The 20,814-nt window shown below is 68.0% G+C and carries 23 protein-coding genes; 8 read left to right on the top strand and 15 right to left on the bottom strand.

Annotation, left to right across the window (positions count from 1 at the left end; all coding sequences use genetic code 11):
* Position 1: 1 nt before the first annotated feature.
* From KXJ60_RS15210 to KXJ60_RS15190, 5 genes are read right to left on the bottom strand one after another with little or no spacing between them, the layout of a single operon-like run.
* Positions 2-331, bottom strand: a complete 330-nt coding sequence (locus KXJ60_RS15210; RefSeq protein WP_291129696.1) for a hypothetical protein — start codon at positions 329-331, stop codon at positions 2-4.
* Positions 328-993, bottom strand: a complete 666-nt coding sequence (locus KXJ60_RS15205; RefSeq protein ID WP_291129694.1) for a sigma-70 family RNA polymerase sigma factor — start codon at positions 991-993, stop codon at positions 328-330. The genes KXJ60_RS15210 and KXJ60_RS15205 overlap by 4 nt, the downstream gene beginning before the upstream one ends.
* 7 nt (positions 994-1,000) lie before the next feature.
* A complete protein-coding gene (locus tag KXJ60_RS15200; RefSeq protein ID WP_291129692.1) occupies positions 1,001-1,447 on the bottom strand; it encodes a DUF3106 domain-containing protein in 447 nt (148 codons plus the stop codon).
* Positions 1,447-2,658, bottom strand: a complete 1,212-nt coding sequence (locus tag KXJ60_RS15195) for a DUF1501 domain-containing protein (RefSeq protein ID WP_291129689.1) — start codon at positions 2,656-2,658, stop codon at positions 1,447-1,449. The genes KXJ60_RS15200 and KXJ60_RS15195 overlap by 1 nt, the downstream gene beginning before the upstream one ends.
* A 25-nt stretch (positions 2,659-2,683) precedes the next feature.
* Positions 2,684-3,991, bottom strand: coding sequence for a DUF1800 domain-containing protein (locus tag KXJ60_RS15190; protein WP_291129687.1), 1,308 nt, complete (start codon positions 3,989-3,991; stop codon positions 2,684-2,686).
* A 188-nt stretch (positions 3,992-4,179) separates the two neighbouring features.
* On the opposite strand from KXJ60_RS15190, the gene KXJ60_RS15185 reads away from it, so the two are divergent.
* On the top strand, positions 4,180-4,554 hold the full coding sequence (locus tag KXJ60_RS15185; RefSeq protein WP_291129685.1) for a hypothetical protein: 375 nt from the start codon (positions 4,180-4,182) through the stop codon (positions 4,552-4,554).
* A gap of 25 nt (positions 4,555-4,579) precedes the next feature.
* Here the strand turns inward: KXJ60_RS15185 and KXJ60_RS15180 are convergent, their stop codons facing one another.
* The 4 genes from KXJ60_RS15180 to KXJ60_RS15165 form a co-directional block, all read right to left on the bottom strand.
* Positions 4,580-5,032 carry a nuclear transport factor 2 family protein gene (locus KXJ60_RS15180; RefSeq protein WP_291129684.1) on the bottom strand — a complete coding sequence of 151 codons (453 nt, stop codon included), beginning with the start codon at positions 5,030-5,032 and terminating at the stop codon, positions 4,580-4,582.
* 9 nt (positions 5,033-5,041) lie between these two features.
* The gene (locus KXJ60_RS15175; RefSeq protein WP_291129683.1) at positions 5,042-6,016 is read right to left on the bottom strand and encodes a tripartite tricarboxylate transporter substrate binding protein; all 975 of its coding nucleotides are present in this window, start codon (positions 6,014-6,016) and stop codon (positions 5,042-5,044) included.
* A 53-nt stretch (positions 6,017-6,069) separates the two neighbouring features.
* Positions 6,070-6,981, bottom strand: coding sequence for an amidohydrolase family protein (locus KXJ60_RS15170; protein ID WP_291129680.1), 912 nt, complete (start codon positions 6,979-6,981; stop codon positions 6,070-6,072).
* Positions 6,982-7,113: 132 nt separating this feature from the next.
* Positions 7,114-8,037, bottom strand: coding sequence for a LysR substrate-binding domain-containing protein (locus KXJ60_RS15165; protein WP_291129678.1), 924 nt, complete (start codon positions 8,035-8,037; stop codon positions 7,114-7,116).
* A 112-nt stretch (positions 8,038-8,149) separates the two neighbouring features.
* On the opposite strand from KXJ60_RS15165, the gene KXJ60_RS15160 reads away from it, so the two are divergent.
* Both KXJ60_RS15160 and KXJ60_RS15155 read left to right on the top strand, forming a co-directional pair.
* On the top strand, positions 8,150-9,238 hold the full coding sequence (locus KXJ60_RS15160; RefSeq protein ID WP_291129676.1) for a tartrate dehydrogenase: 1,089 nt from the start codon (positions 8,150-8,152) through the stop codon (positions 9,236-9,238).
* Between the two features lie 98 nt (positions 9,239-9,336).
* Entirely contained in the window at positions 9,337-10,323 is a 987-nt protein-coding gene (locus KXJ60_RS15155) for a tripartite tricarboxylate transporter substrate binding protein (RefSeq protein WP_291129673.1), read from the top strand.
* A 19-nt stretch (positions 10,324-10,342) separates the two neighbouring features.
* Here KXJ60_RS15155 and KXJ60_RS15150 read toward each other — a convergent pair whose 3' ends face one another.
* Complete coding sequence (locus KXJ60_RS15150) at positions 10,343-10,828, bottom strand: MarR family transcriptional regulator (protein WP_291129669.1); 486 nt, start codon at positions 10,826-10,828, stop codon at positions 10,343-10,345.
* Between the two features lie 54 nt (positions 10,829-10,882).
* On the opposite strand from KXJ60_RS15150, the gene KXJ60_RS15145 reads away from it, so the two are divergent.
* Entirely contained in the window at positions 10,883-12,586 is a 1,704-nt protein-coding gene (locus KXJ60_RS15145; protein WP_291129667.1) for an FAD-dependent oxidoreductase, read from the top strand.
* 96 nt (positions 12,587-12,682) lie between these two features.
* Positions 12,683-14,128: an alpha/beta hydrolase gene (locus tag KXJ60_RS15140; RefSeq protein WP_291129665.1), complete on the top strand. Its 1,446-nt coding sequence runs from the start codon at positions 12,683-12,685 to the stop codon at positions 14,126-14,128.
* A gap of 144 nt (positions 14,129-14,272) precedes the next feature.
* On the opposite strand, the gene KXJ60_RS15135 is transcribed toward KXJ60_RS15140, so the two are convergent.
* The 4 genes from KXJ60_RS15135 to KXJ60_RS15120 are packed head-to-tail and all read right to left on the bottom strand — an operon-like array spanning position 14,273 to position 17,680.
* Positions 14,273-15,280, bottom strand: a complete 1,008-nt coding sequence (locus KXJ60_RS15135; RefSeq protein WP_291129663.1) for a tripartite tricarboxylate transporter substrate binding protein — start codon at positions 15,278-15,280, stop codon at positions 14,273-14,275.
* An 11-nt stretch (positions 15,281-15,291) separates the two neighbouring features.
* Complete coding sequence (locus tag KXJ60_RS15130) at positions 15,292-16,470, bottom strand: 4-hydroxybenzoate 3-monooxygenase (RefSeq protein WP_291129660.1); 1,179 nt, start codon at positions 16,468-16,470, stop codon at positions 15,292-15,294.
* Positions 16,470-17,318: a class III extradiol dioxygenase family protein gene (locus KXJ60_RS15125; protein ID WP_291129657.1), complete on the bottom strand. Its 849-nt coding sequence runs from the start codon at positions 17,316-17,318 to the stop codon at positions 16,470-16,472. The genes KXJ60_RS15130 and KXJ60_RS15125 overlap by 1 nt, the downstream gene beginning before the upstream one ends.
* Positions 17,318-17,680, bottom strand: a complete 363-nt coding sequence (locus KXJ60_RS15120) for a protocatechuate 3,4-dioxygenase (protein WP_291129654.1) — start codon at positions 17,678-17,680, stop codon at positions 17,318-17,320. Before KXJ60_RS15120 ends, KXJ60_RS15125 begins: the two co-directional genes overlap by 1 nt.
* Before the next feature lie 142 nt (positions 17,681-17,822).
* Here KXJ60_RS15120 and KXJ60_RS15115 point away from each other — a divergent pair, with 142 nt between their 5' ends.
* Complete coding sequence (locus KXJ60_RS15115; protein WP_291129651.1) at positions 17,823-18,392, top strand: MarR family winged helix-turn-helix transcriptional regulator; 570 nt, start codon at positions 17,823-17,825, stop codon at positions 18,390-18,392.
* Positions 18,393-18,506: 114 nt separating this feature from the next.
* Positions 18,507-19,661 (top strand): ABC transporter substrate-binding protein, encoded by a 1,155-nt coding sequence (locus KXJ60_RS15110; RefSeq protein WP_291129649.1) that lies wholly within the window; start codon positions 18,507-18,509, stop codon positions 19,659-19,661.
* Positions 19,662-19,664: 3 nt separating this feature from the next.
* On the opposite strand, the gene KXJ60_RS15105 is transcribed toward KXJ60_RS15110, so the two are convergent.
* Entirely contained in the window at positions 19,665-20,138 is a 474-nt protein-coding gene (locus KXJ60_RS15105) for an acyl-CoA thioesterase (RefSeq protein WP_291129648.1), read from the bottom strand.
* Positions 20,139-20,289: 151 nt separating this feature from the next.
* On the opposite strand from KXJ60_RS15105, the gene KXJ60_RS15100 reads away from it, so the two are divergent.
* A complete protein-coding gene (locus KXJ60_RS15100) occupies positions 20,290-20,814 on the top strand; it encodes a DsrE family protein (RefSeq protein ID WP_291129646.1) in 525 nt (174 codons plus the stop codon).

Here is a 20,814-nt window from a genome sequence, read left to right as displayed (position 1 = left end):
CTCACATCTCGCCCAGTGCCATCTCGGAGAGCACGTCCAGCTGCATGAGCTCGTCCACGCCGGCGTCGCGCGAACGCCAGGTGGAGGCGGTCACCAGCAACGCCGCCACCAGCACCACGCCGGTGGCCAGCCGCAGCGCACGGCGGCCCGTGCCCGGCGCGCGCAAGGCCGCGCCACCGGCCGCAGCGAGCCCGGCCTGGGCGCTGGCGTGGCGTTGCTGCCATTGCGCCATCACGCGCTCTTCCAGGTGCTGGCTGTCGTGCGCTGAAGCGGCGTTCAGTCCGGCGCGCAGCCGCGCGCGCAGGGGGTTGTCGGTCAGCGGGTGTGTCATGTCGCCGCTCCCTTGAGCGCCTGGCGCAGACCGGCCCGCGCGCGGTGCAGCAGCTGGTGCGCGCTGTTGGCGTCGATCTCCAGCGCCTGCGCGATGTCGGCAGCGCTGGCGTCGGCATAGGCCCACATGGCCAGTGCCAGGCGTTGCCGGGCAGGCAGCTTCGCCAGCGTGTCGAGCAGTTGCTGCGGTGTCACGGTGTCCCAGGGTGGCGTGTCCGCCGCGTCGGTGTGGGCCTGTTGCAGGTCTTGCAGCACGACGAGGTCGTCAGGCGCCATGGTGAGTTCGCGCCGGCGCACCAGTTGCGTGCGGCAGCGGTTGAGCACGATGGTGTTGAAGTAGGTGGAGAGCTGCGCGCCGTGCAGGTCTTCGGGGCGCGCGCTCCACAGGCGCAGAAACGACTCCTGCACCGCATCTTCGGCGTCTTCGGGCTTGCCCAGCATCTGGCGCGCCAGGGCCAGCGCGGTGGGTGTGAGCAGCTGCACCAGCGAGCGCGCGCTGCCGGGGTCGCCTTCGCAGGCGCGCTGCCAGAGCGCCCAGCCGTCTTCACGCGGTGCGCGCCAGCGCCGCGCCACGCGGCGTGTGGTCTCCAGCAGGCCCAGCGTCAGCGTGAGCGTGGTGCGCAAGGGGTGCGGTGCACCGGGCAGGGTGAGGGTGTGCAGCATGGGGGCCTCAGCGGGTGGGCAGTTTTTCGCGCAGGGCGGCCCGTTCTTCGGGGCTCAGGCGCGAGAGCATGTCGCGGCGTTGCTCCAGCAACTGCCGGCGCTCCTGGGGCGTCATGGCCTGGATGCGCGCGCGGCGTTGTTCGGCCAGGTCCTGGCGCTCTTCAGGCGACAGCGCCTGCCAGCGCTCGCGCGTCTGGCCCACGAGTGCCTTGCGCTCGGCGGGTGAGAGCGTTTCCAGCCGCTGGCGCAGCCGGGCCCGGAAGGCCTGGCGTTCGGCGGGCGTGGCCGCGTCCAGCTCGCGCTGCAGAGCTTCGCGCCGCTGCGCCTGCTGCTGCGGTGTGAGCTGGGCCCAGGCCTGGGGGTCGGGCACCTGGGGTGTGGCCTGCGCCGGGCAGGTCCACGCCAGCAGCAGGGCCAGGGCGCCAAGGGTGCCGAGGAGGGAGCGCGTGGGCATCAGGTTCTCCAGAGGTCGGGTGCGGCGGGCGGCGCGCCGGGCAACACGCGCCCCATGGCCGCCTGGCCCACGCCGAGGTGGCGTTGCAGCAGCGGGGCGAGCAGGCTGCGCACGTCGCGCGTGGGCCGCAGGTCGCGCCCGTCGAGCAGGTCGCGGCTGGCCAGACCGGGCCAGTCGGCGAGCACGCGGCCGCCGGCCACCGCACCGCCGGCGAGAAACGCCACGCCGCCGGTGCCGTGGTCGGTGCCCCCGCTGCCATTGAGCGCGACCGAGCGGCCGAACTCGGTCATGACCAGCACGGTGGTGTCGGCCCAGCGCTCGCCCAGCGATTCGCGCAGCGCGGCCAGTCCGCTGTCGAGCGCGGTGAACTGGCGCTGCAGCCGCCCGTTTTGTTGTGTGTGGGTGTCCCAGCCGTCGAAGTCCAGCCAGGCCACATCGGGGCCGCCCGGCTCGGCGAGGAAGCGGCCCGCCTGCCGGGCCAGGCCCACGAAGGCGCCTGCGCTGCCGGTGCCTGCGCCCATGCCCGCTTCGCGCACGCCGGCACCGAGCGTGCCGCGCTGCGACAACGCCTGCTCCAGCAGGCCGCTGAGCGCGGGATCGTTCTGGTAGGTCTGCGCGATGCGCGCCATGAGGTCGGCGTCGGGCGAGGCGCTGCGTGCGGGTGTCCAGGTGCTGGCGCCGCGCGCACCGCGCAGGGCCACGGGCATGGCAGGGCTGAGCGCCACGCCGCGCTGCCCGCTGGCATCGAGCGCGCGGCCCAGCCAGCCGGTGTTGAGTTCGAACGGGCGCTGGCCGCCGCTCTCCAGCAGCTGCTGCGCGTCGAAGTGCGAGCGTTCGCGGTAGGGGCTGGCCACCGCGTGCACCACGAGCAGCTGCCCCTGGCCGTACCAGCGGTGCAGCTCGGGCAGCGCGGGGTGCAGCCCGAACATCGCGTCCAGCGGCAGCGGCGCGCTGCCGGCCGCAGCTTCGGTTGAGGCGCGCAGCGCGGCCCATTGCGGATCGCCGGTGGCGGGCACGGCGGCCAGACCGTCGAGCGCGCCGCGCAGCATCACGACCACGAGCTTGCCGCGGGCCTGCGGGATGGCCGCGAAGGCCGAGCGCACGCCGGGGCTGGCGAGCAGCGCCAGCGCGCCAGCGGCTTGCAACCACTCGCGGCGGCGCCAGCGCGAAGCCTGCGGCAGGGAAGAGGGCGAGGAGGGCAGGGGTGTCATGAACGGATCCGCAACAGGTGCGCGCTCAGCGGCGCTGGAACTCGGGGCTGGCCAGCAGCAGGGTGAGCGCCTGCGCGCCGCTTTCGGCGCGGGCGATCTGCTGCCGCGTGTCGGTGGACAGCGCGGGCCCCCAGGCCAGGTCGGCCAGCTGGCGTGCGTCGGCCAGGTTGCCGGCGCCGCGGCCCATCGACATGGCCCACTCCACGCGCTTGAGCAGCGCATCGGGGCCAAGCCAGTCGTCCTGGCGGTCGGGCCAGCCTTGTGGCGACGGCGCGCGCCCCACCGCCTGGCCCATGGCGGTGAGGTCGGCGAGCGCGCGCTCGGGCCGCCCCATGGGCATCTGCAGCAGGCGGTGCGCGCTGAGCATGAGTTCTTCGGGGCGGCGCACCTTGCCGGGCGGGTGCAGGGCCCAGGCCTGCTCGTGGCCGAACAGGGCATCGGCCACCTGCAGCAGGTCGCCGTCGGTGTCCTGGTAGCGCCGGGCCACGGCTTTCGTGAGGGCAGCGGGGGGCTCGTCGGCCACGAAGTGCTGCACCAGTTTGTGGGCCAGGTGCTCGGCGGTGGCCGGGTGGCGCGCGAGGTCGGTCAGTACCTCGTCCAGCGCCTGCGGGCCTTCGCCGTAGCTGCGGCCCATCACCTGCTTCACGCCGGGTTCGTGCAACGCGGCCACAAACCCGGGCGCGGGCCGTTGCTCGTTGCCCACCGTCCAGCCGGTGAGCAGGCGGGCCAGTTCGCGCACGTCGGTTTGGGTGTAGCCCGCGCGCACGCCCACGGTGTGCAGCTCCAGCAGCTCGCGCGCCAGGTTTTCATTGAGGCCGCGCCCGCGCCGCTGGCCCTGCCGCGATTGCGGGCCGATCGACTGTGCGTTGTCCAGGTAGAGCAGCATGCCGGGGTGCACGGTGGCCGCGCGCAGCAGCGTGGCGAAGCGGCCCGTGGCGTGGGGGCGAATGGCCTCGTTCTCGAACGGCCACACCATGCCCAGCGTGGCGCCCTTGGTGGCGGCCACGGTGAAGTGGTTGGCCCAGAACATCACCCAGCGCTCGTACACCGGCGTGGGCGTTTCGATCTGGTGCTGCCAGCGAAGGCGCAGCGCCTGCTGGTTGCCCTCGCGCAGGCGTTGCCGCACTTCGCCGTCGGGCTCGGGCATCTGCCGCAGCCGCCGGGTGGTCTCGGTCACGCTGGTGCTGTCGGGCAGGTCGCGTGTGTCGAGCAGCGCGGGGCGCTGCAGTTGGCCCATGACCCAGGCGCGCGGGTCGGCGCCCACGCTGGCCAGGCTGATCTGGCTCAGTCCGAAACGGTGCGAGGCCAAGGCTTGGGCGGATGCGGGGTTCATGGCGTGTGGGCAGGCATGAGCATGGAGTGTGCCGGTTGAACCCGGCGCGCGGTGCTCTCTTACGCTGCAAGCTGCAATCCCGAGCGTTTTCTGCGGGTATGGCGGCCGGGGCGTAAGCGCTGCGTGTGCCAGCGGGTTCAAGCGTCACCGGTCCATTTGTCCGGCACCGCATTTCTCAAGGAATTCACATGTCACACACTTCCCGACCCCTGGCCCCTTCGCGTCTGCTGGCGGCCAGCCTCCTCGCGCTGGCCAGTCTGGGCGCCACCGCCGCACACGCCCAGGGCGTCACGATGGGTGAGCGTCAGGCAGCGCGCGTGGACAACCGGCAGGACCGGCAGGAAGCGCGCATCGATCAGGGTGTGGCGTCCGGTGAGCTCACCCGCCGCGAGACGGCGCGGCTCGATGCGCAGCAGGCCCACATCACGCGCATGGAACACCGCATGGAGGCGGACGGCAAAGTGACCGGCAAGGAAGCGCTGCGCATGGAGCGCGCGCAAGACAAGGCCAGCCGCCGCATCGCCCACAACAAGCACGACCTGCAACACCGCCCCGTGCGCTGAGGGCGCAGGCGCTGCCTGGCCGCGCTCACTCCTCGAAGACGAACTCCGGCAGCATCAGCTGCGCCGCGATCTGCCAGGTGTCGCCCAGCCGCACGAAGCGCGTGTGCACCACCGAGAACTTGTGCGGACCCCGGACGCGCCAGGGCGCTGGCTGGTGGCCGGGGTCATCGAAGCGGTAGGCGGTGAGGTAGTTGGAGACGAACACTTCCTCCGATGCCCCGCGCGGCGCCATGGCCTGTGCATGGTCGCGCCAGACGGGGTCGGGTTCATCTCGCACCACGTTGCTCACCGCGTGCCGCACGCGCATGCCGGGGTGCCGCGATTGCAGCGTGGCCAGTGCTTCGGCGCGGCCGTGGTGCATCTGGTTCTGTCGCAGCCACAGCGCGTCGGGTGTCATGAGGTCGAGCAGGGCTTCGTAGCGACGCGCGTCCAGGAAGTGAAAGAAGCGGACGATCTGCGTTTCAGGGCTGTGCAACATGCGGCGGGCTCAGTCCATGCGGATGTGGTTCTGCTTGACCACCGTGGCGTAGCGGGCAATGTCGGTGCGCAGCATCTCGGTCACCTGCTCGGGTGACATGGCCTTGCTGGTGACGCCGAGCGACAGCAGGCGGTCCCGGAGCTCGGGCTTGCGCAGCACTTCGTTGAGCTTGTCATTGAGCAGCGCGGTCGTGGCCTTGGGCAGGCCGGCCGGGCCCATCAGCGTGTACCAGATCGACACATCGAAATCCTTCACACCCAGCTCCTGCATGGTGGGCACGTCGGGCAGCTGTGCATTGCGCTCGCGCGTGGTGACCGCCAGCGGCTGCATCTTGCCTTCCTTGATGTAGCCGGTCACCGATGTCATGGCGTCGAAGTTCATGGAGACCTGTCCGCCCAGCAGGTCGTTGATGGCCGGACCGCTGCCCCGGTAGGGCACGTGCGTCATGTTGATCCTGGTGGCGTTCATGAACATCACCCCCGCGATCTGGTTGGCGCTGCCCACGCCGGGCGATGCGAAGGTCAGCTCACCCGGCTTCGCACGGGCGAGGTCGGTGAGCTCTTTGAGTGTCTTGACCGGCGTGACCTTCGGGTTCACCACCAGCACGTTGGGCGCAAAGCCGATGTAACCGATGGGGGTGAAATCCTTGAGGGCGTCGTACGGAGGCTTGCTTGATGCGGGCGGTGCGATGGCCAGGGCATTCACGTGCCCGAGCAGCAGGGTGTAGCCATCGGGCGCCGACTGCGCCACCGCCGAGCCGGCAATGAAGCCCGATGCGCCGCCCTTGTTTTCGATCACGAAGGGCTGGCCCAGCGCCTCTCCCAGATGCGTGCCCACCAGGCGGGCCACCACGTCGGCGCCCCCGCCCGGCGGGAAGCCCACCACCAGTTTGATGGGCTTGGACGGAAACTTGTCTTGCGCCGAGGCAGCGGACAAGGCCAGCAGACTGAAGGATGCGAAGGCAATGGCGCGGATGAGTTTCATGAGGTCTCCTGTTGTGTTGAAGGCAGGCGGCGTGTCCCTGCGGCGGGGACGTGTCAGAACCCGTACAGCCGTGCCGGGTTGTCCACCAGGATGCGGTGGCGTGTGACTTCGTCGGGCGCCCAGCGCGCGAGCATGTCGGCCAGGTCTCCGTCGTTGGGCATCTGCTCGCGTGCGCTGGGGTGTGGCCAGTCGGTTCCCCACAGCAGGCGATCGGGTGCCGTGGCCACCATGGCTTGAGCGAGCGCGTCCACGTCGCGGTGCCGTGGAAAGTCGCGCGAGACGAAATACGGCCCCATGAGCTTGGCCCAGCAATGCGGCCGGGCCAGCACGCGCAGCAAGGCGCGCGCCGCCGGCGACTCCAGGCCGCCGCTCACGGGCACCTTGCCGAAGTGGTCGATGACGACAGGGATGTCCAGCGCGGCAATGTCGTCGGCCAGTTCGGGCTGGCGTTGCAGGTCCACGAAGAACTGCAGGTGCCAGCCCAGCGGCTGGATGCGCCGGGCCAGCGCGGGCACGTCGGCCAGTTGCAGGCCGGGTGTGGCCGACGCGGTGTTGATGCGGACGCCACGAAAACCCAGCTGGTGCATCGCCTCCAGCTCGTGCTGTGCGATGTCGGGTGCCACCACGGCCACCCCGCGCAGGCTGGAAGGATGGCTGCGCAGGGCCTCGGCAATCAGGCTGTTGTCGCTGCCGTACACGCTGGGCTGCACCAGCACCGCGCGCTGCACACCGAGCACGCCGAGCATGCGAAGGTAGTCAGGCAGGGGCGTCTCGTGCGGGCGAAAGTGCGTGTTGGGCTGCAGGCGTTCGGGCTCGGGCGGGCCAAAGATGTGGGCGTGGCTGTCGCACGCGCCTGCGGGGAGGCGCACGGCGGGTGTGCGGGTGGCGGCCACGGGCGCAGGAATGTCGGGGACGTATTGCGCGCTCGTGCGGCCCGTCGTGAATGGCACCGGTGTGGTCTCCATGGTGGTTGAGGTGTCTGGCCAGAACGGCCACACCGCGCGACTGTAGGGAACCGTCGGGTGAAAGACCGACCCGAAAGTTAATATGCCGTTAACCTCAACGACACAATCCGCCGCGGCAGCGGCTAGCCTGCTTCACTTGCTGGCCGCCTGCTGCGTGAACGACAGCGACACGAAATCCACAAAGGCGCGCACGCGTGCCGCGAGCTGGTGGCGCTGCGGGTACACGGCGTGGATGGACGCGTCAGGCGTGAAGTACTGGGGCAGCACCTGCACCAGGCGCCCGTTGCGCAGGTAGCGCTCGATGTCCCATTCGGCGCGCATGAGGATGCCGTGTCCGTCGAGGGCCCAGTTCACCGCGATCTCGCCGTCGTTGGTGGTGAGGTTGCCGCGCGTCTTGACCGCTTCCGTGGTCACCGACTTGCCGCGCCCGCTGGACAGGCGCCACACGCCGTAGGCCTCTTCGCCCTGCCGGATGCCGATGCAGTTGTGCCGCACCAGGTCGTTGGGCACCTTGGGCATGCCGTGCCTGGCGAGGTACGCGGGCGAGGCGCAGAGCAGCCGCCGGTTGGGTGCGATCTGGCGCGCGATCATGCGCGAGTCGGGCGGTGCCCCGAAGCGGATGCAGACGTCGAAGGCGTCCTCTGTGAGCGGTGGCGGGTTCACCGACAGCTGCAGCTGCACCTCCACCTTCGGGTGTTTGCGCACGAAGCGCGAAATGAGGGGCGCCACATGGCTGCGGCCAAAGCCCAGCGTGGCATTGACGCGCAGCAGGCCCGTGGGCGTGGAGCGCGATACGCCCAGCAGCTCCTCCATGCCGTCGATCTCGCCCAGGATGCGGCGCGCGTGTTCGAGGTAGACCTCGCCTTCCGGTGTGAGGCTCATGCGCCGCGTGGTGCGGTTGACCAGCGCCACGCCCACGCGCGACTCCATCAGCGCGAGGTGCTTGCTCACGGCCGGTGTGGTGATACCGAGTTCCCGTGCGGCAGCGCTCAGGCTGCCAGCGCTGGCGAGCACGGAAAAGAAGCCGAGATCGGCGGGCTGGATGGCAGAACCCATGGCATTTCCATTGTTGAATTCAGGTTAACGATGGATTCACTTTATCGGCGTTTGCATGGCCTGTCGACTTTCTACAGTCCATGCATCCCTCCCCAACCCTCTGAGTGAACCCATGAAAACCTACGCCATCGCGACCATTCCCGGAGACGGCATCGGCAAGGAAGTCGTGCCTGCGGGCCAGCAGGTGCTGGAAGCGCTGGCCGCCGGCGACCGCGCTTTCCGTTTCCAGTTCGAAGACTTCGACTGGGGTGGTGACCACTACCGCGAGCATGGCGTGATGATGCCGGCCGACGGCCTGGATGCGCTGCGCGACAAGGACGCGATCCTGTTTGGCTCCGCAGGCGATCCGCACATCCCGGACCACATCACGCTGTGGGGCTTGCGCCTGAAGATCTGCCAAGGCTTTGACCAGTACGCCAACGTGCGGCCCACGCGCATCCTGCCCGGCATCGACGCACCGCTCAAGCGCTGCAAGGCCGAAGACCTGAACTGGGTGATCGTGCGCGAGAACTCAGAGGGCGAATACGCCGGCGTGGGCGGCCGGGTGCACCAGGGGCACCCGATCGAAGCGGCCACCGACGTGAGCATGATGACCCGCGTGGGGGTGGAGCGCATCATGCGCTACGCCTTCAAGCTGGCGCAGTCGCGGCCCCGCAAACTGCTGACCGTGATCACCAAGAGCAACGCGCAGCGCCACGCCATGGTGATGTGGGACGAGATCGCTGTGCAGATCGCCCAGGAGTTCCCCGACGTGAAGTGGGACAAGGAGCTCGTGGACGCGGCCACCGCGCGCATGGTGAACCGCCCCGCCACGCTCGACACCATCGTGGCGACGAACCTGCACGCCGACATCCTCAGCGACCTGGCCGCCGCACTTGCGGGCAGCCTGGGCATTGCCCCCACCGGCAACATCGACCCCGAGCACCGCTATCCCTCGATGTTCGAGCCCATCCACGGTTCGGCGTTCGACATCATGGGCAAGGGCCTGGCCAATCCGGTGGGCACGTTCTGGAGCTGCGTGATGCTGCTCGAACACCTGGGTGAGTTCGACGCCGCGCAGCGCCTCATGCAGGCCATCGAGCAGGTCACCGCCAACCCGGCACTGCACACCGGCGACCTCGGGGGCAAGGCCACCACCGCGCAGGTCACGCAAGCCGTGTGCGACCTGCTGGGCGCCAGCCTGCAACGCAAGGCCGCCTGATCCCTGCGCCCCTTTTGCGCCCCTTTTGCGCATTCCGCGCCAACGACCGGGCAGTTCGCCCGGCGCCACACAGGCACACCGTGCCACAGGAGACCCTCATGAACCTCGTCCGCCCGTTCTCTCGCCGCCTTGTGCTTCAGGGCGTCGCCCTGGCCGCCGCCCTGACCGCCTCCGGCGCCATGGCCCAGGCCTGGCCCAGCCGCCCGATCACGCTCATCGTGCCGTTTGCGGCGGGCGGCACCACCGATGTGCTGGCCCGCGCGCTGGGCGAGCGGCTGCAGCAGAGCCTGGGGCAGCCGGTGGTGATCGAGAGCAAGCCGGGGGCTGGCGCCACCATCGGTGCGGACTTCGTGGCCAAGGCCAAGCCCGATGGCTACACCTTGCTTGTGGGTGCGGTGCACCACACCATCGCCACCAGCGTCTACAAGAAGCTGCCCTACGACTTCCAGAAAGACCTGGCCCCGATCACCACCATCGCCATGGTGCCCAACGTGCTGGTGGTCAACGCCAACACGCCGGCCAGGAACGTGAATGAACTCGTGGCCCTGCTCAAGGCAGAGCCCGCGAAAGCCAACTACGGCTCCAACGGCAACGGCACCGCCCAGCACCTGATCGGCACGCAGTTCCAGAACAACACCGGCACCAAGATCACCCACATCGCCTACAAGGGCAGCGGGCCGCTGGCCACCGACCTGCTGGGCGGCCAGGTGCTCATGTCGTTTGACACCATCACGCCGGTGCTGCCGCACATCAAGGCCGGCAAGCTGCGGCCGCTGGCCGTGACCACTGCCACGCGCTCACCGGCCCTGCCCGATGTGCCGACGCTGGACGAGGCCGGCCTGAAGGGCTTCAACATCGGCACCTGGTTCGGCGTGCTCGCGCCCGTGGCCACCCCCAAGGACATCCAGGCGCGCCTGAACACCGAGATGGTGAAGATCCTCAAGTCGCCCGAGTTCCGCCTGCGCATGGCCGACATCGGTGCCGACCCCATTGGCGACACGCAGGAGCAAATGGCCGCGACCATCAAGGCGGAAACCGAGAAGTTCGGCAAGCTGGTGAAGGACGCGAACGTCACCATCGAGTGAGGTGGGGCGGCGCACCGCCTCAAGGGCCTGCCACGCGGATCGATTCCACAGTGCCCGCGTAGCGCGCCAGCCCCTGCAGCAGCACATCGGCGGCGTCCTCGCCGATCTCCTTGATCAGCTCGCGTTCGGCCTTCTTCACGGCCTGACCAAACGCCCGCAGCCATTCGCGCCCGCCCTCGGTGAACCGCACCGTGCGGGCGCGTTTGTCGTTCGGGTCGGGCTCGCGCACCACCAGTCCCATGGCCTCGCACTGGTCGATCAGCTCGGTCATGGCCGCATTGGTCATGCGGGCGCGGCGCGCCAGCTCGGTGATGCGCGTGCCTTCCAGGTCCAGGTGGCGCGTGAGGTTCACGTGCGAGAGCCGCGTGTCGGCATGGCCGGCCGTGGCCATGAGTTCGAGCACGCGCGATTCGAAGCGCGTGACGGCGTTGCCCAGCACGCGGCCGGCGTTGCCCAGGCGCCAGGCGTCGGCGGCGGCTCGGGGTTTGGAGGCTTTGGCGTTCATGCGTACAATGAATTTGCTTAGGTAGCCTAATCAAATTGAAAAACGGAGACGGGCGTGAATGAAGTCTTGACGCTGGAGCAGGCACAGTCCGCAGGGCGCGACGTGTGCGTGGATGTGCTGATCGCCGGTGCCGGCCCGTGCGGGCTGATGCTGGCCAACGAACTGGGCTTGCGCAATGTAACGTGCCTGGTGGTCGATCCCAAAGCCACCACCGCCTTCAACCCGCAGGCCAATGCCACGCAGGCGCGCACGATGGAGCACTTTCGCCGCATCGGCATCGCGCACCAGATCCGAGCGCTGGGCCTGCCGGGCGACCACCCCACCGACATCGCCTACTTCACCCGCTTCGCCCGGCACGAACTCGCGCGCCTGCGCCTGCCCACGGCCGCGCAGGCGACGGAGCAGATCAAGACGATGTCGGGCTCCTGGAGCGCGGCCGAGCTGCCGCACCGCGTGTCGCAAAAGTACGTGGAAGCGGTGCTGCGCGAGCACGCCGAGCAGCGCACGGGCCGCGCCATTGCGTTTGGCTGGCGACTGCAAACCTTTGACGACACGGGCGAAGGCGTGGTGGCGCAGGTGGTGCCTGCGGCAGGCGGCGAGCCGGTGACGGTGCGCGCGCGCTACCTCGTGGGCGCCGATGGCGCGCGCAGCGCTGTGCGCACCGCGCTGGGCCTTGAACTGGCGGGTGCCACCGGCCTGCAGCGCCAGTTCATGGGCGGCAAGATGTTCGCCATCTACCTGCGCGCGCCGGCGTTCTACGAGCGCTTCCCGCACGACATTGCGTGGATGTACGTGTCCGTCAACCACGAGCGGCGGGTGTTCATGGCCTCGGTCGACGGGCGCGGCGAGTTCGCCTTCCATGCCGCCGTACACCCCGGTGAAACGCCCGAAGACTGGACCCACGCCGATGCGCGCCGCATCTTTGCCGAGGCCAGCGGCATGGACATCGACATCGAGATCCTCTCCACCAGCATCTGGATCGCCGGACACTCGCTCGTGGCCGAGCGCTACCAGCGCGGCTGCGTGTTCATCGCCGGCGATGCGGCACACCTGTTCACACCCACCGGGGGGCTGGGCTACAACACGGCGGTGGGCGACGCGGTGAACCTGGGCTGGAAGCTCGCGGCCGTGGTCAAGGGCCAGGCTCAGCCCTTGCTGCTGGACACTTATGAGCAGGAACGCCGCCCCATCGGCCTGCGCAACACCGCCTATGCGCGCGACTTCGCCGACTCGGTGGGCCTCTTTGAAGTGACGCCCGCGCTGGAGGCCGAAGGCGGCGCCGGTGACAGCCTGCGCACGCAAGCCAGCGAGGTGCTCAACGCCCATGTGCGGCGCGAGTTCAACATTCCGGGCGTCACCTTCGGTGAGCGGGTGGACGCATCGCCCCTCGTCTTCAGCGAGCCCGCCCTGGTCCCGCCCGACCAGGCCAATGCCTACGTGCCCAGCACCGTGCCAGGCGGTCGGCTGCCCCACCGCTGGCTGCCTGGCGCGCGTTCGCTCTACGACTTGCTGGGCTTCGAGTGGACGGTGCTGGCGCCACCCGCGCTGGCCGCAGAGGCCGCTCGGCTGGCGCAGGCGGGGCGCTCTGCGGGGTTGACGGTGAGCGTGCTGGCGCTGTCGGCAGACGAGGTGGGTGACCTGCTGGATGAAGGGCTGTTGCTCGTGCGGCCGGACCAGGTGGTGGCGTGGCGCGGTCAGGGCGAGGCCGATGCGCCGTCCGTCTGGCGCCGCGTCGCCTGCGTGACTTCTTCCGGGTAATCCCGGTGCTTCTCTGCGATCTCCAGTCGCATAACCGTGACCCTGTTCACGCTTGGCGGGGCAGGACGCGATTTCCCACAACGACAGGAGACCAGCTTGAAAACACCTCACAGACTTCGTTTGGCGGTATTGGCGGCGACCGCGTGGCTCGCCGCCTGCGGCGGCGGCGGGGACAGCCCGCCCGTGGCCGCCACGCCCACGGTGCCGGAAGAAACCCGCGCGCAAGACCGCCGCGTCTTCACACCCGCCGACCCGAGCGCCACCACGTTCGCGGCCATGTCGGGCGTGGTCGCCGGCACCGACCGCTGGGCCGGTGTGCTCGGTGGCGCGGCATACCGCATCGAGGTGCCCGCCAACTGGAACGGCCGCCTGGTGATGTACGCGCATGGCTTCCGGGGTGAGGGCGCATCGCTCACGGTGTCCAACCCATCCATCCGCCGCTACCTCATTGAAAACGGCTACGCGTGGGCGGCATCGAGCTACTCGACCAACTTCTATGACGTGCGTGCCGGTGTGGAAGACACCAACGCGCTCGCGCTCGCGTTCAACCAGATCGCTGCTGCGCGGGGCCGTCCCCTGCCGATCCCCACCCGGCTGTACATCACCGGCCATTCAATGGGCGGCCACGTCACCGGAGCGGCCATCGAAGCCGAAACCTATGCCACCGCCCGCAACAAGGTGCAGTACCACGGCGCGGTGCCCATGTGCGGCGTGATGGGCGACGTCGAGCTGTTCAACCGCTTTGCGGGCATGCAGGTCACGGCGCAAACGCTGGCGGGCGTGCCCAGCTACCCGACCGACAAGTGGTCGGAGATCGTGGGGCTGGTAACGAACACCTTGTTCACCACCTTTCCGAGCGTGCCCACCGCCCAAGGGCAGAAGTACCTCTCGGTGGTCAAGAACCTCACCGGCGGCCAGCGCCCCATGTTCAACGAAGGCATTGGCTTCGGCGGCAGCTTCCCCTCGGCGTATGGCACCTTTGGGAGCGACGGCACCGTCACCGGCATCCTCAACCGCAACGTGCTCGACACCAACGCGCTCACCTATGTGATCGACGGTGATGCGCCCGGCTCGGCCACGCTCAACGCCACGACGCCCAAACTCACGGCGGCGCCCGATGCCAACCGCCTGCGTCGCGACGGTCTGCGCTGGGTCCCTGTCATCAACGGCGAGTTCAAGGTGCCTGTGGTGTCCATCCACACGCTGGGCGACCTGTTTGTGCCCTTCAGCATGCAGCAGGTGTATCAGCAGCGCACGGCCGCCAAGGGCAACAGCAGCTGGCTCGTGCAGCGCGCGATCCGGGGCGCCAGCCATTGCGACTTCACCGTGGCTGAACAGGTGCAGGCGTTCACCGACATGGTGGCGTGGGAGCAAGGCGGACCCCGGCCAGCCGGTGACGATGTGATCACGCCGGCCACCGTGGCCGCGTCTTCTTACGGCTGCACGTTCACCAACAACACGCTGGGACCTGACGATGGCGCGCCGGTGCCGGCCTTGCGCGCGGGCATTGCCGCGAACCCGGCGAACACCTGCCCGCCCTGAGCACCGGCCTGCGTCAGCCCAGATCGTCGGCATCCTCTCGTGGTGATGCCGCGCGTGCCGGACCACATCGTGGCGATCGAACTGATCGTCATGGGTGTGGTTCGCTTCTTCGGCGGCGGCTTCAATCGGCGCTGACGCATTCGTTCAGTCGGCCTTGATCTTGCGTTCCTTGATGATCGCGCCGTATCGCTTGCTGTCTTCTGCCATCACCGCAGCGAACTGAGCCACCGTCAGTGGCGTGGCCTCGGCGGCCAGGGTGTCCATCTGCGCCTTGACCGACGGCATGACCAGGATGCGGTTGATCTCGCTGTTGAGGCGTTCAACCACGGTCGCAGGTGTGCCCGCGGGTGCGTAGAAACCGTGCGTTTGGCCTGCATCGAAGCCCTTGAGCCCCACCTCGTTGAGTGTGGGCACGTCGGGGAATGCGGGCGAGCGGCGCATGCCGGCCACCGCGAGCAGGCGCAGCTTGCCACTGCGCACGTGGGCCAGGCTGATGCCGGGGTCGAAGAGAAAGTCCACCTGCCCCGCGAGCAAGTCCTGCAGCGCGGGCGTCGATCCGCGGTAGGGCACGTGCAGCGCGTACACACCCGCCTGGCTCTTGAGCATCTCGCCCGCCAGATGCAGGCCAGTGGCGTTGCCAGCTGATGCGTAGCTGAGCTTGCCGGGGTTGGCTTTCAGGTACGCCAGAAACTCCTGGGCGTTCTTCACCGGCAGGTCGGCTCGGGCCACGAGGAACAGCGTGATCCGGGCCGCTGCCGCGACAGGAACAAGGTCCTTGTCGCTGTCGTACGGCATCGACGCATAGATGAACGGGTTGGTGGTGATGGCACTGCCTGCCGTCATCAGCAGCGTGTGGCCGTCGGCCGGTGACTTGGCCACCACCTCTGCACCGATCATGCCGCTGGCACCCGCGCGGTTCTCGATGATGACGGGCTGGCCCAGCGCTTGTTGCAGCGGCTGTGACACCGCGCGCGCGAGCACATCCGGCGAGCTTCCCGGCGGGAAATTGACCACCACGCGAATGGGTTTGGACGGCCATGCGCCGGCTTGGGCCAGCGCGGTGGAGGGCCAGGCCAGCAACGCCATGGCGGTGCTGGCGCAGGTCAGCAGGGCGCGGCGGCAGACCGAAGAAGTCGAGGGTGTTTTCTTCATGGGTAGCTCCTTCAAGCGTCGACGGGAAGGCCGGTGAAATTCTCGGAAAACTGCAGGCGGCCTGCATGCGTGCCGGTCATGTATTCCAGGTCGGCGCGTTGCAGGCGCCGCACGAACGAGCTGTCGCCCGCGAAGCTGTGAACCATCGTGCAAAGGCCGGCGGAGAAACGCTGCACCAGCCACATGCGCTTCAGGCAGGTGGCCGAATAGCGCTCCAGCAGCTCGTCGGCGCCGCGCTTGTAATGCCGTTCGATCGCGCGCGCCAGCACCTTCACGTCGGCCATCGCCGAGTTCAGACCCTTGGCGCCGGTGGGCGGCACGATGTGCGCGGCGTCGCCCGCGAGGAACAGTCGCCCGTGCTGCATGGGCTCGAACAGAAAACTGCGCATGGCCGTCACGCCCTTCTGCGTGATGCGACCTTCGTTGATCGTCGGCAGGCCTGGCACGTCGAGCCGCTTGTGCAGTGCGGCCCAGATGCGGTCGTCTGACCAGTTGTCGGGGCTGTCATCGGGTTCGCACTGCAGATACAGGCGCGTGATCGATGGCGTGCGGATGCTCATCATCGCGAAGCCGTCCTCGTGGCAGCCCCAGGTGATGTCCTTGATGGCGGGCCGCGCCTCGGCCAGGATGCCCAACCAGCCAAAGGGATAGATGCGGTCGTGCACCTGCGCTTTTTGCGCCGGAATGGCGTGACGGCTGATGCCGCGAAAACCGTCGCAGCCGACCACGAAGTCACAGTGCAATTCGCCGGCAACGCCGTCTTTCTCGAAGCGCACCACCGGGGTCGGCCCGTCGATGCCCTCAAGGGCCGTGACCGGGGTTTCGAACAGCATCCGGGCACCGGCGGCGCTGCGCGCCGTCATCAGGTCCTTGACCACTTCGTGTTGCGGATACACCCAGGCACTGCGCCCGCCCGTGGCTTCGTGGAAGTTGATCGGGTGCGATTCACCGCCGAAACGGAAGTCGATGCTGTGCTGTTCCAGGCCGAGCTGCCCGATGCGCTCACCCAGACCGAGCGAACGCATCATCTCCACAGTGCCTTGCTCGAGCACACCGGCGCGCAGCCGGCTCTGCACATGCTCCTGTGCCGAGCGTTCAATGATCACGGACGAGATGCCCTCGAGGTGCAGCATGTGCGAGAGCATCAGCCCCGCCGGGCCCGCACCGATGATGCCGACTTGTGTGCGCATCAGACGGTCTCCTCGAGCGTGATCAGGCCCATGCCGGTGGTCATGGGTGCGTAGTAGTGGCGGTGCACCCGCTTCACCTGGTTCGAGAGCGCCCCGCGCATCACCAACCACATGATCAGCTCGATGCCTTCCACGCCGAACCTCTCCATGAGCGTCTGGTGCGTCAGCCCGGTCAGGCTCTGCGGGTCGTTCTCGATGCGGTCCAGAAAATCAAGATCGTTGTCCCGCTGCATGTCACCGAAGTGTTTGCCGGTGAGCTGGTGCGACATGCCGCCGGTGCCGATGATGGCCACGCGCAGGTCGCGATCTTCATAGCTCTCCACCGCGCGGCGGATCGCCTGCCCCAGCCGGAAGCAGCGGCGTGCCGTCGGCAGTGGGTGCTGCAGCACGTTGACCGCAATCGGCACCGAGGCCACGGGCCAGGTGCCTTTGTCGTGGTCGAAGCACAGGTGCATGGGCACGAGGAACCCATGCTCCACGGCCATCTTCTGGCACACCGTGATGTCGAACTCGTCGTACACCAGCGCGCGGCACAGGTGCTGCGAAAAGGCGAGGTCACCCGGAATGGCCGGCAGCGGCCGCGTGCCGAAGCCTTCGTCGGCGATGGCGTACCGGTCTGCACAGCCTACGGCGAAGGTCGGGTACTTGTCGAAGAAGAAGTCCGCGCCGTGGTCGTTGTAGACCATGATGGCCACGTCGGGTTTGATGTCCTGAAGCCATTCGCGCACCGGCACGTAGGCGTCGAACAAGGGCTTCCACGCGGGTGTCTGTGTGCGGCCGCGGTCGTAGGCGCCACCGATGGATGGGACGTGGGAGGTGCCGATGCCGGCGATGATCTTTCCGCCCATCACACCGCCCCGCTGTCGTTGCGGGTGGCCAGGAATTGCTCGTGCGTTTCCCCGCGCATGGAGGCACCCATCCGGTAGAGGCCATTGCCCGTGACCACGCCCAGCTTGAGCAGGAAATAGATGTTGCCGCCCGCAGCGAGCAGGCCGCTGAAGTCGCGCGCCCGCACCAGCTGCTTCTCGGATTCCGTCAGTTCGAAACGTTCCATGAAGGCTTCTTCATCGGCTTTGCAGGCTTCGCGGTTGGCGGGATCCGAGAGCGCGTTGCACATGGTGTTGATGCGCAGGCCGCGCCAGGACATGTTGAGGTCGAACACATCCGAGTCGGCGATCTTCATGCCCTGCGAGGGCAACTGCTGTGTCATTCAAGGGCTCCAGAGTGGGTCGTCGAAAACCAGTCTAGGATCGAATGCCGTAGTTCTTCTATACAACTATCTCGCGGTCCGCTTGCCAGGCGGAGGCCCGCCGTACACACTGGCTTGGCCTCGTTCTTGCAGTTATCAGACCATGTCCTTCGCCCAACCCGCCACCGTCGACGACTTGCTGAACTACCGGCTCAGCCGCCTGCTGGCCAGCAGTGGTGCGCTGGTCACGCGGATCTGCGAAGGACGTTATGGCATCACCCGACGTGAATGGCGGCTGATCTGCATCCTGGTCGACCACGGCGCCATGTCCCCCTCGCAACTGGCCGAGCGCTCGCACCTCGAGCGCCCGCGTGTCTCGCGCCACGTGTCCGACCTGGTGAACAAGAAACTCTTCGCGCGCGTGGGCGACTCCGAGGACCGCCGCCGCGCCTGGGTGGACATCACCGCGCGCGGGCGCGCACTGCACGCCGAGTTCTTTCCGGAGTCGGTGCGCCTCAACAACCTGGTGCTGTCAACGTTGAGCGCGTCGGAGCGCGCGACCTTCGACAAAGCCTTGACCAAGTTGACCCATGCAGCGGACGAGCTGGTCAAGTCCAAACCGTTGCCCGAGAAAGCGGACCGCCGCCACGGAGGACGCCGGCGGGGTTCTGTGGGTCGCGTCGATGGGTTGCCCAGTCTGGGCGGGGAGGGCAGAGCGATTCCGGATCGATGAGCGGTTGAATCTGCGCGCCCAGTGAAGGCATACCCCAGGGGGGTAGCCGATAGCATGGAAACCTTTCGTCACACGCAGTGTGGCGTTGGATCTTTTCCTTGCGCTGGAGCCTGCATGAATCCACTGAAATCCGAGTCCGGCATCTCGCGCCGCCATTTCAACGGCCTCGTGGCCGGTGCCGCCCTGGTGGGCGCACCCAGCCTGCGCGCGCAGTCGGGCAACCGGATCGTGCTGGGTCAGTCGGCCGCGTTCACCGGTGCGGCGGCCCAGCTGGGCATCCAGTTTCATGCGGGTGCGCGGCTGTTCTTTGATCAGCTCAACGCGCAGGGCGGTGTCAATGGCCAGCGCGTGGAGATCGCGCAGCTCGACGACGGCTACGAGCCCGACCGCTGCGTGGAAAACACCAACAAGCTGCTCAACAGCGAAGTGTTCGCGCTGTTCGGCTACATCGGCACACCCACCAGCCTGGCGGCGCTGCCGCTGGCCACCAAGGCGCAGACGCCGTTCTTCGCCCCCTTCACCGGTGCCATGGGCCTGCGCACGCCGTTCAACAAACTGGCCTTTCACCTGCGCGCGTCCTACAACGACGAAACCGCACTCATCGTGCGCCAGCTCACCAACCTGGGCCTGAACAAGGTGGCCGTGTTCCACCAGAACGACGCCTACGGCAAGGCCGGGCTCGACGGCACCGTGCTCGCGCTCACCTCGCGCAACCTGCAGCCGGTGGCCACGGCCACGGTGGAGCGCAACTCGGTGGACGTGGCGGCGGCTGTGGCCTCCATCACCGCGGCCAAGCCCGACGCGGTGGTGCAGATCAGCGCCTACAAATCGTGCGCGGCCTACATCCGCGCGGCGCGAGCCGCGGGTTACGGCGGCACCTTCTACAACGTGTCCTTCGTGGGCACGCAGGCCCTGGCCGACGAGCTCGGCAAGGACGGTGCCGGCGTGGTGGTGTCGCAGGTGGTGCCCACGCCCTATAGCGCCTCGCGCCCGATCACGCGCGAGTTCATCGACACCATCGGCAAGGGCGGCAACAAGGTGCAGCCCAACTTCTCCAGCATGGAAGGCTTTCTGGCCGCCAAGCTGTTTGCCGAAGGCCTGCGCCGTGCAGGTTCGCGCGCCACGCGCGAGAGCTTCATCAGCGGCATGGAGGCCATCGGCGAAACCTCGCTGGGCGGGTTTCAGGTGTCGCTCAGCGCGAGCAACCACGTGGCCTCACGCTACGCCGAGCTCTCCATGCTCACCGGCGACGGCAAGGTCCGCACCTGATCCTCAGCGGATCGCGGCGTAGCGCTGCTCCATTTCCTGGCGCATGGTCTTGCGCATCGTGGCAGCCGCGTGGCGGCGGTGCTCGTCGGGTGTGCCCGGGTCCAGCGCCGGCACGGCCTGCGGCTTGCCGCTGTCGTCCACCGCAATCATGGTGAAGAAGCAGCTGTTGACGTGCCGCTGCACCTGCGTGCGGATGTTCTCCGCAATCACCTTGATGCCCACCTCCATCGACGAGTTGCCGGTGTGGTTCACCGCTGCCAGAAACGTGACGAGTTCACCCACATGGATGGGCTGGCGGAACATGACCTGGTCCACGCTGAGTGTGACCACATAGGACGACGCGTAGCGGCTGGCGCAGGCAAACGCCACCTGGTCCAGCAGCTTGAGCACGCTGCCGCCGTGCACCTTGCCGGAGAAGTTGGCGGTGTCGGGTGTCATCAGCACGGTCATGCTGAGTTGGTGGCGGGGGAGTTCCATGGGGTGTGCGGTGGTGGGAGGGAATGGATGGAGGTCGGTGGCCGGATTTTGACGGCCAAGAAAAACCGATTGCGAATATCTGGATGTTCAAGTTAATCTCGGGCGCTCACGTGCCCCTCCTTCCTGCAACCCCCACCCGGAAAACACCACCATGACCCGCCTGCTTGGTTTGACCGTTGCCTGCCTGATGAGCGCCGCCGCATGGGCCGGCCCCGCCGACCCATCGCCGTTTGATGGCACGCGCTATGCGCCTCAGAAAGCGCTGTACGACTTCAACTTCGCCAAGCCCCTGGAGGGCAAGGCCGCGTTTGGCTATGTGAAGAACCACCTGCGCGCGATCAAGGAATACGGCGACCCCGCCAAGTCGCACATCGTCATCGTCGCGCACGGCAACGAGCTGCATGCGTTCTCCCGGCTGAACCGCGCGGCCTACCCCGACATGTACGAAGAACTCAAGGCATTGAAGGAAGCGGGCGTGACCATTCGCGTGTGCAGCAATGCAGCCCGTTCGCGCGGCTACAAGCCCGATGAGTTTTACGACGTCGTGACCGTGGTGCCTGCCGCCGTGATCGATCTCGCCAAGTGGCAGAACGAGGGCTATAGCTACATGTACGCCGAAATGTTCCCGCGCCTCACGCGCGAAGAACTCGTCAAGCAGACGATCGAACTGCAGTAA

It is taken from the genome of Hydrogenophaga sp. (genome assembly GCF_019264445.1).
Lineage (GTDB): Bacteria > Pseudomonadota > Gammaproteobacteria > Burkholderiales > Burkholderiaceae_C > Hydrogenophaga.
The sequence above is the reverse complement of the archived record's forward strand: the minus strand, read 5'-3'. Positions and strand labels throughout refer to the sequence as shown.

Coding starts and splice junctions, on each gene's coding strand:
- KXJ60_RS15205 (WP_291129694.1), bottom strand. CDS start 993: ATGCTGCACACCCTCACCCTGCCCGGTGCACCGCACCCCTTGCGCACC.
- KXJ60_RS15125 (WP_291129657.1), bottom strand. CDS start 17,318: ATGGGCGGAAAGATCATCGCCGGCATCGGCACCTCCCACGTCCCATCC.
- KXJ60_RS15170 (WP_291129680.1), bottom strand. CDS start 6,981: ATGGAGACCACACCGGTGCCATTCACGACGGGCCGCACGAGCGCGCAA.
- KXJ60_RS15130 (WP_291129660.1), bottom strand. CDS start 16,470: ATGCGCACACAAGTCGGCATCATCGGTGCGGGCCCGGCGGGGCTGATG.
- KXJ60_RS15175 (WP_291129683.1), bottom strand. CDS start 6,016: ATGAAACTCATCCGCGCCATTGCCTTCGCATCCTTCAGTCTGCTGGCC.
- KXJ60_RS15150 (WP_291129669.1), bottom strand. CDS start 10,828: ATGAACGCCAAAGCCTCCAAACCCCGAGCCGCCGCCGACGCCTGGCGC.
- KXJ60_RS15180 (WP_291129684.1), bottom strand. CDS start 5,032: ATGTTGCACAGCCCTGAAACGCAGATCGTCCGCTTCTTTCACTTCCTG.
- KXJ60_RS15105 (WP_291129648.1), bottom strand. CDS start 20,138: ATGGAACTCCCCCGCCACCAACTCAGCATGACCGTGCTGATGACACCC.
- KXJ60_RS15165 (WP_291129678.1), bottom strand. CDS start 8,037: ATGGGTTCTGCCATCCAGCCCGCCGATCTCGGCTTCTTTTCCGTGCTC.
- KXJ60_RS15160 (WP_291129676.1), top strand. CDS start 8,150: ATGAAAACCTACGCCATCGCGACCATTCCCGGAGACGGCATCGGCAAG.
- KXJ60_RS15100 (WP_291129646.1), top strand. CDS start 20,290: ATGACCCGCCTGCTTGGTTTGACCGTTGCCTGCCTGATGAGCGCCGCC.
- KXJ60_RS15210 (WP_291129696.1), bottom strand. CDS start 331: ATGACACACCCGCTGACCGACAACCCCCTGCGCGCGCGGCTGCGCGCC.
- KXJ60_RS15120 (WP_291129654.1), bottom strand. CDS start 17,680: ATGACACAGCAGTTGCCCTCGCAGGGCATGAAGATCGCCGACTCGGAT.
- KXJ60_RS15155 (WP_291129673.1), top strand. CDS start 9,337: ATGAACCTCGTCCGCCCGTTCTCTCGCCGCCTTGTGCTTCAGGGCGTC.
- KXJ60_RS15195 (WP_291129689.1), bottom strand. CDS start 2,658: ATGACACCCCTGCCCTCCTCGCCCTCTTCCCTGCCGCAGGCTTCGCGC.
- KXJ60_RS15190 (WP_291129687.1), bottom strand. CDS start 3,991: ATGAACCCCGCATCCGCCCAAGCCTTGGCCTCGCACCGTTTCGGACTG.
- KXJ60_RS15110 (WP_291129649.1), top strand. CDS start 18,507: ATGAATCCACTGAAATCCGAGTCCGGCATCTCGCGCCGCCATTTCAAC.
- KXJ60_RS15200 (WP_291129692.1), bottom strand. CDS start 1,447: ATGCCCACGCGCTCCCTCCTCGGCACCCTTGGCGCCCTGGCCCTGCTG.
- KXJ60_RS15115 (WP_291129651.1), top strand. CDS start 17,823: ATGTCCTTCGCCCAACCCGCCACCGTCGACGACTTGCTGAACTACCGG.
- KXJ60_RS15135 (WP_291129663.1), bottom strand. CDS start 15,280: ATGAAGAAAACACCCTCGACTTCTTCGGTCTGCCGCCGCGCCCTGCTG.
- KXJ60_RS15185 (WP_291129685.1), top strand. CDS start 4,180: ATGTCACACACTTCCCGACCCCTGGCCCCTTCGCGTCTGCTGGCGGCC.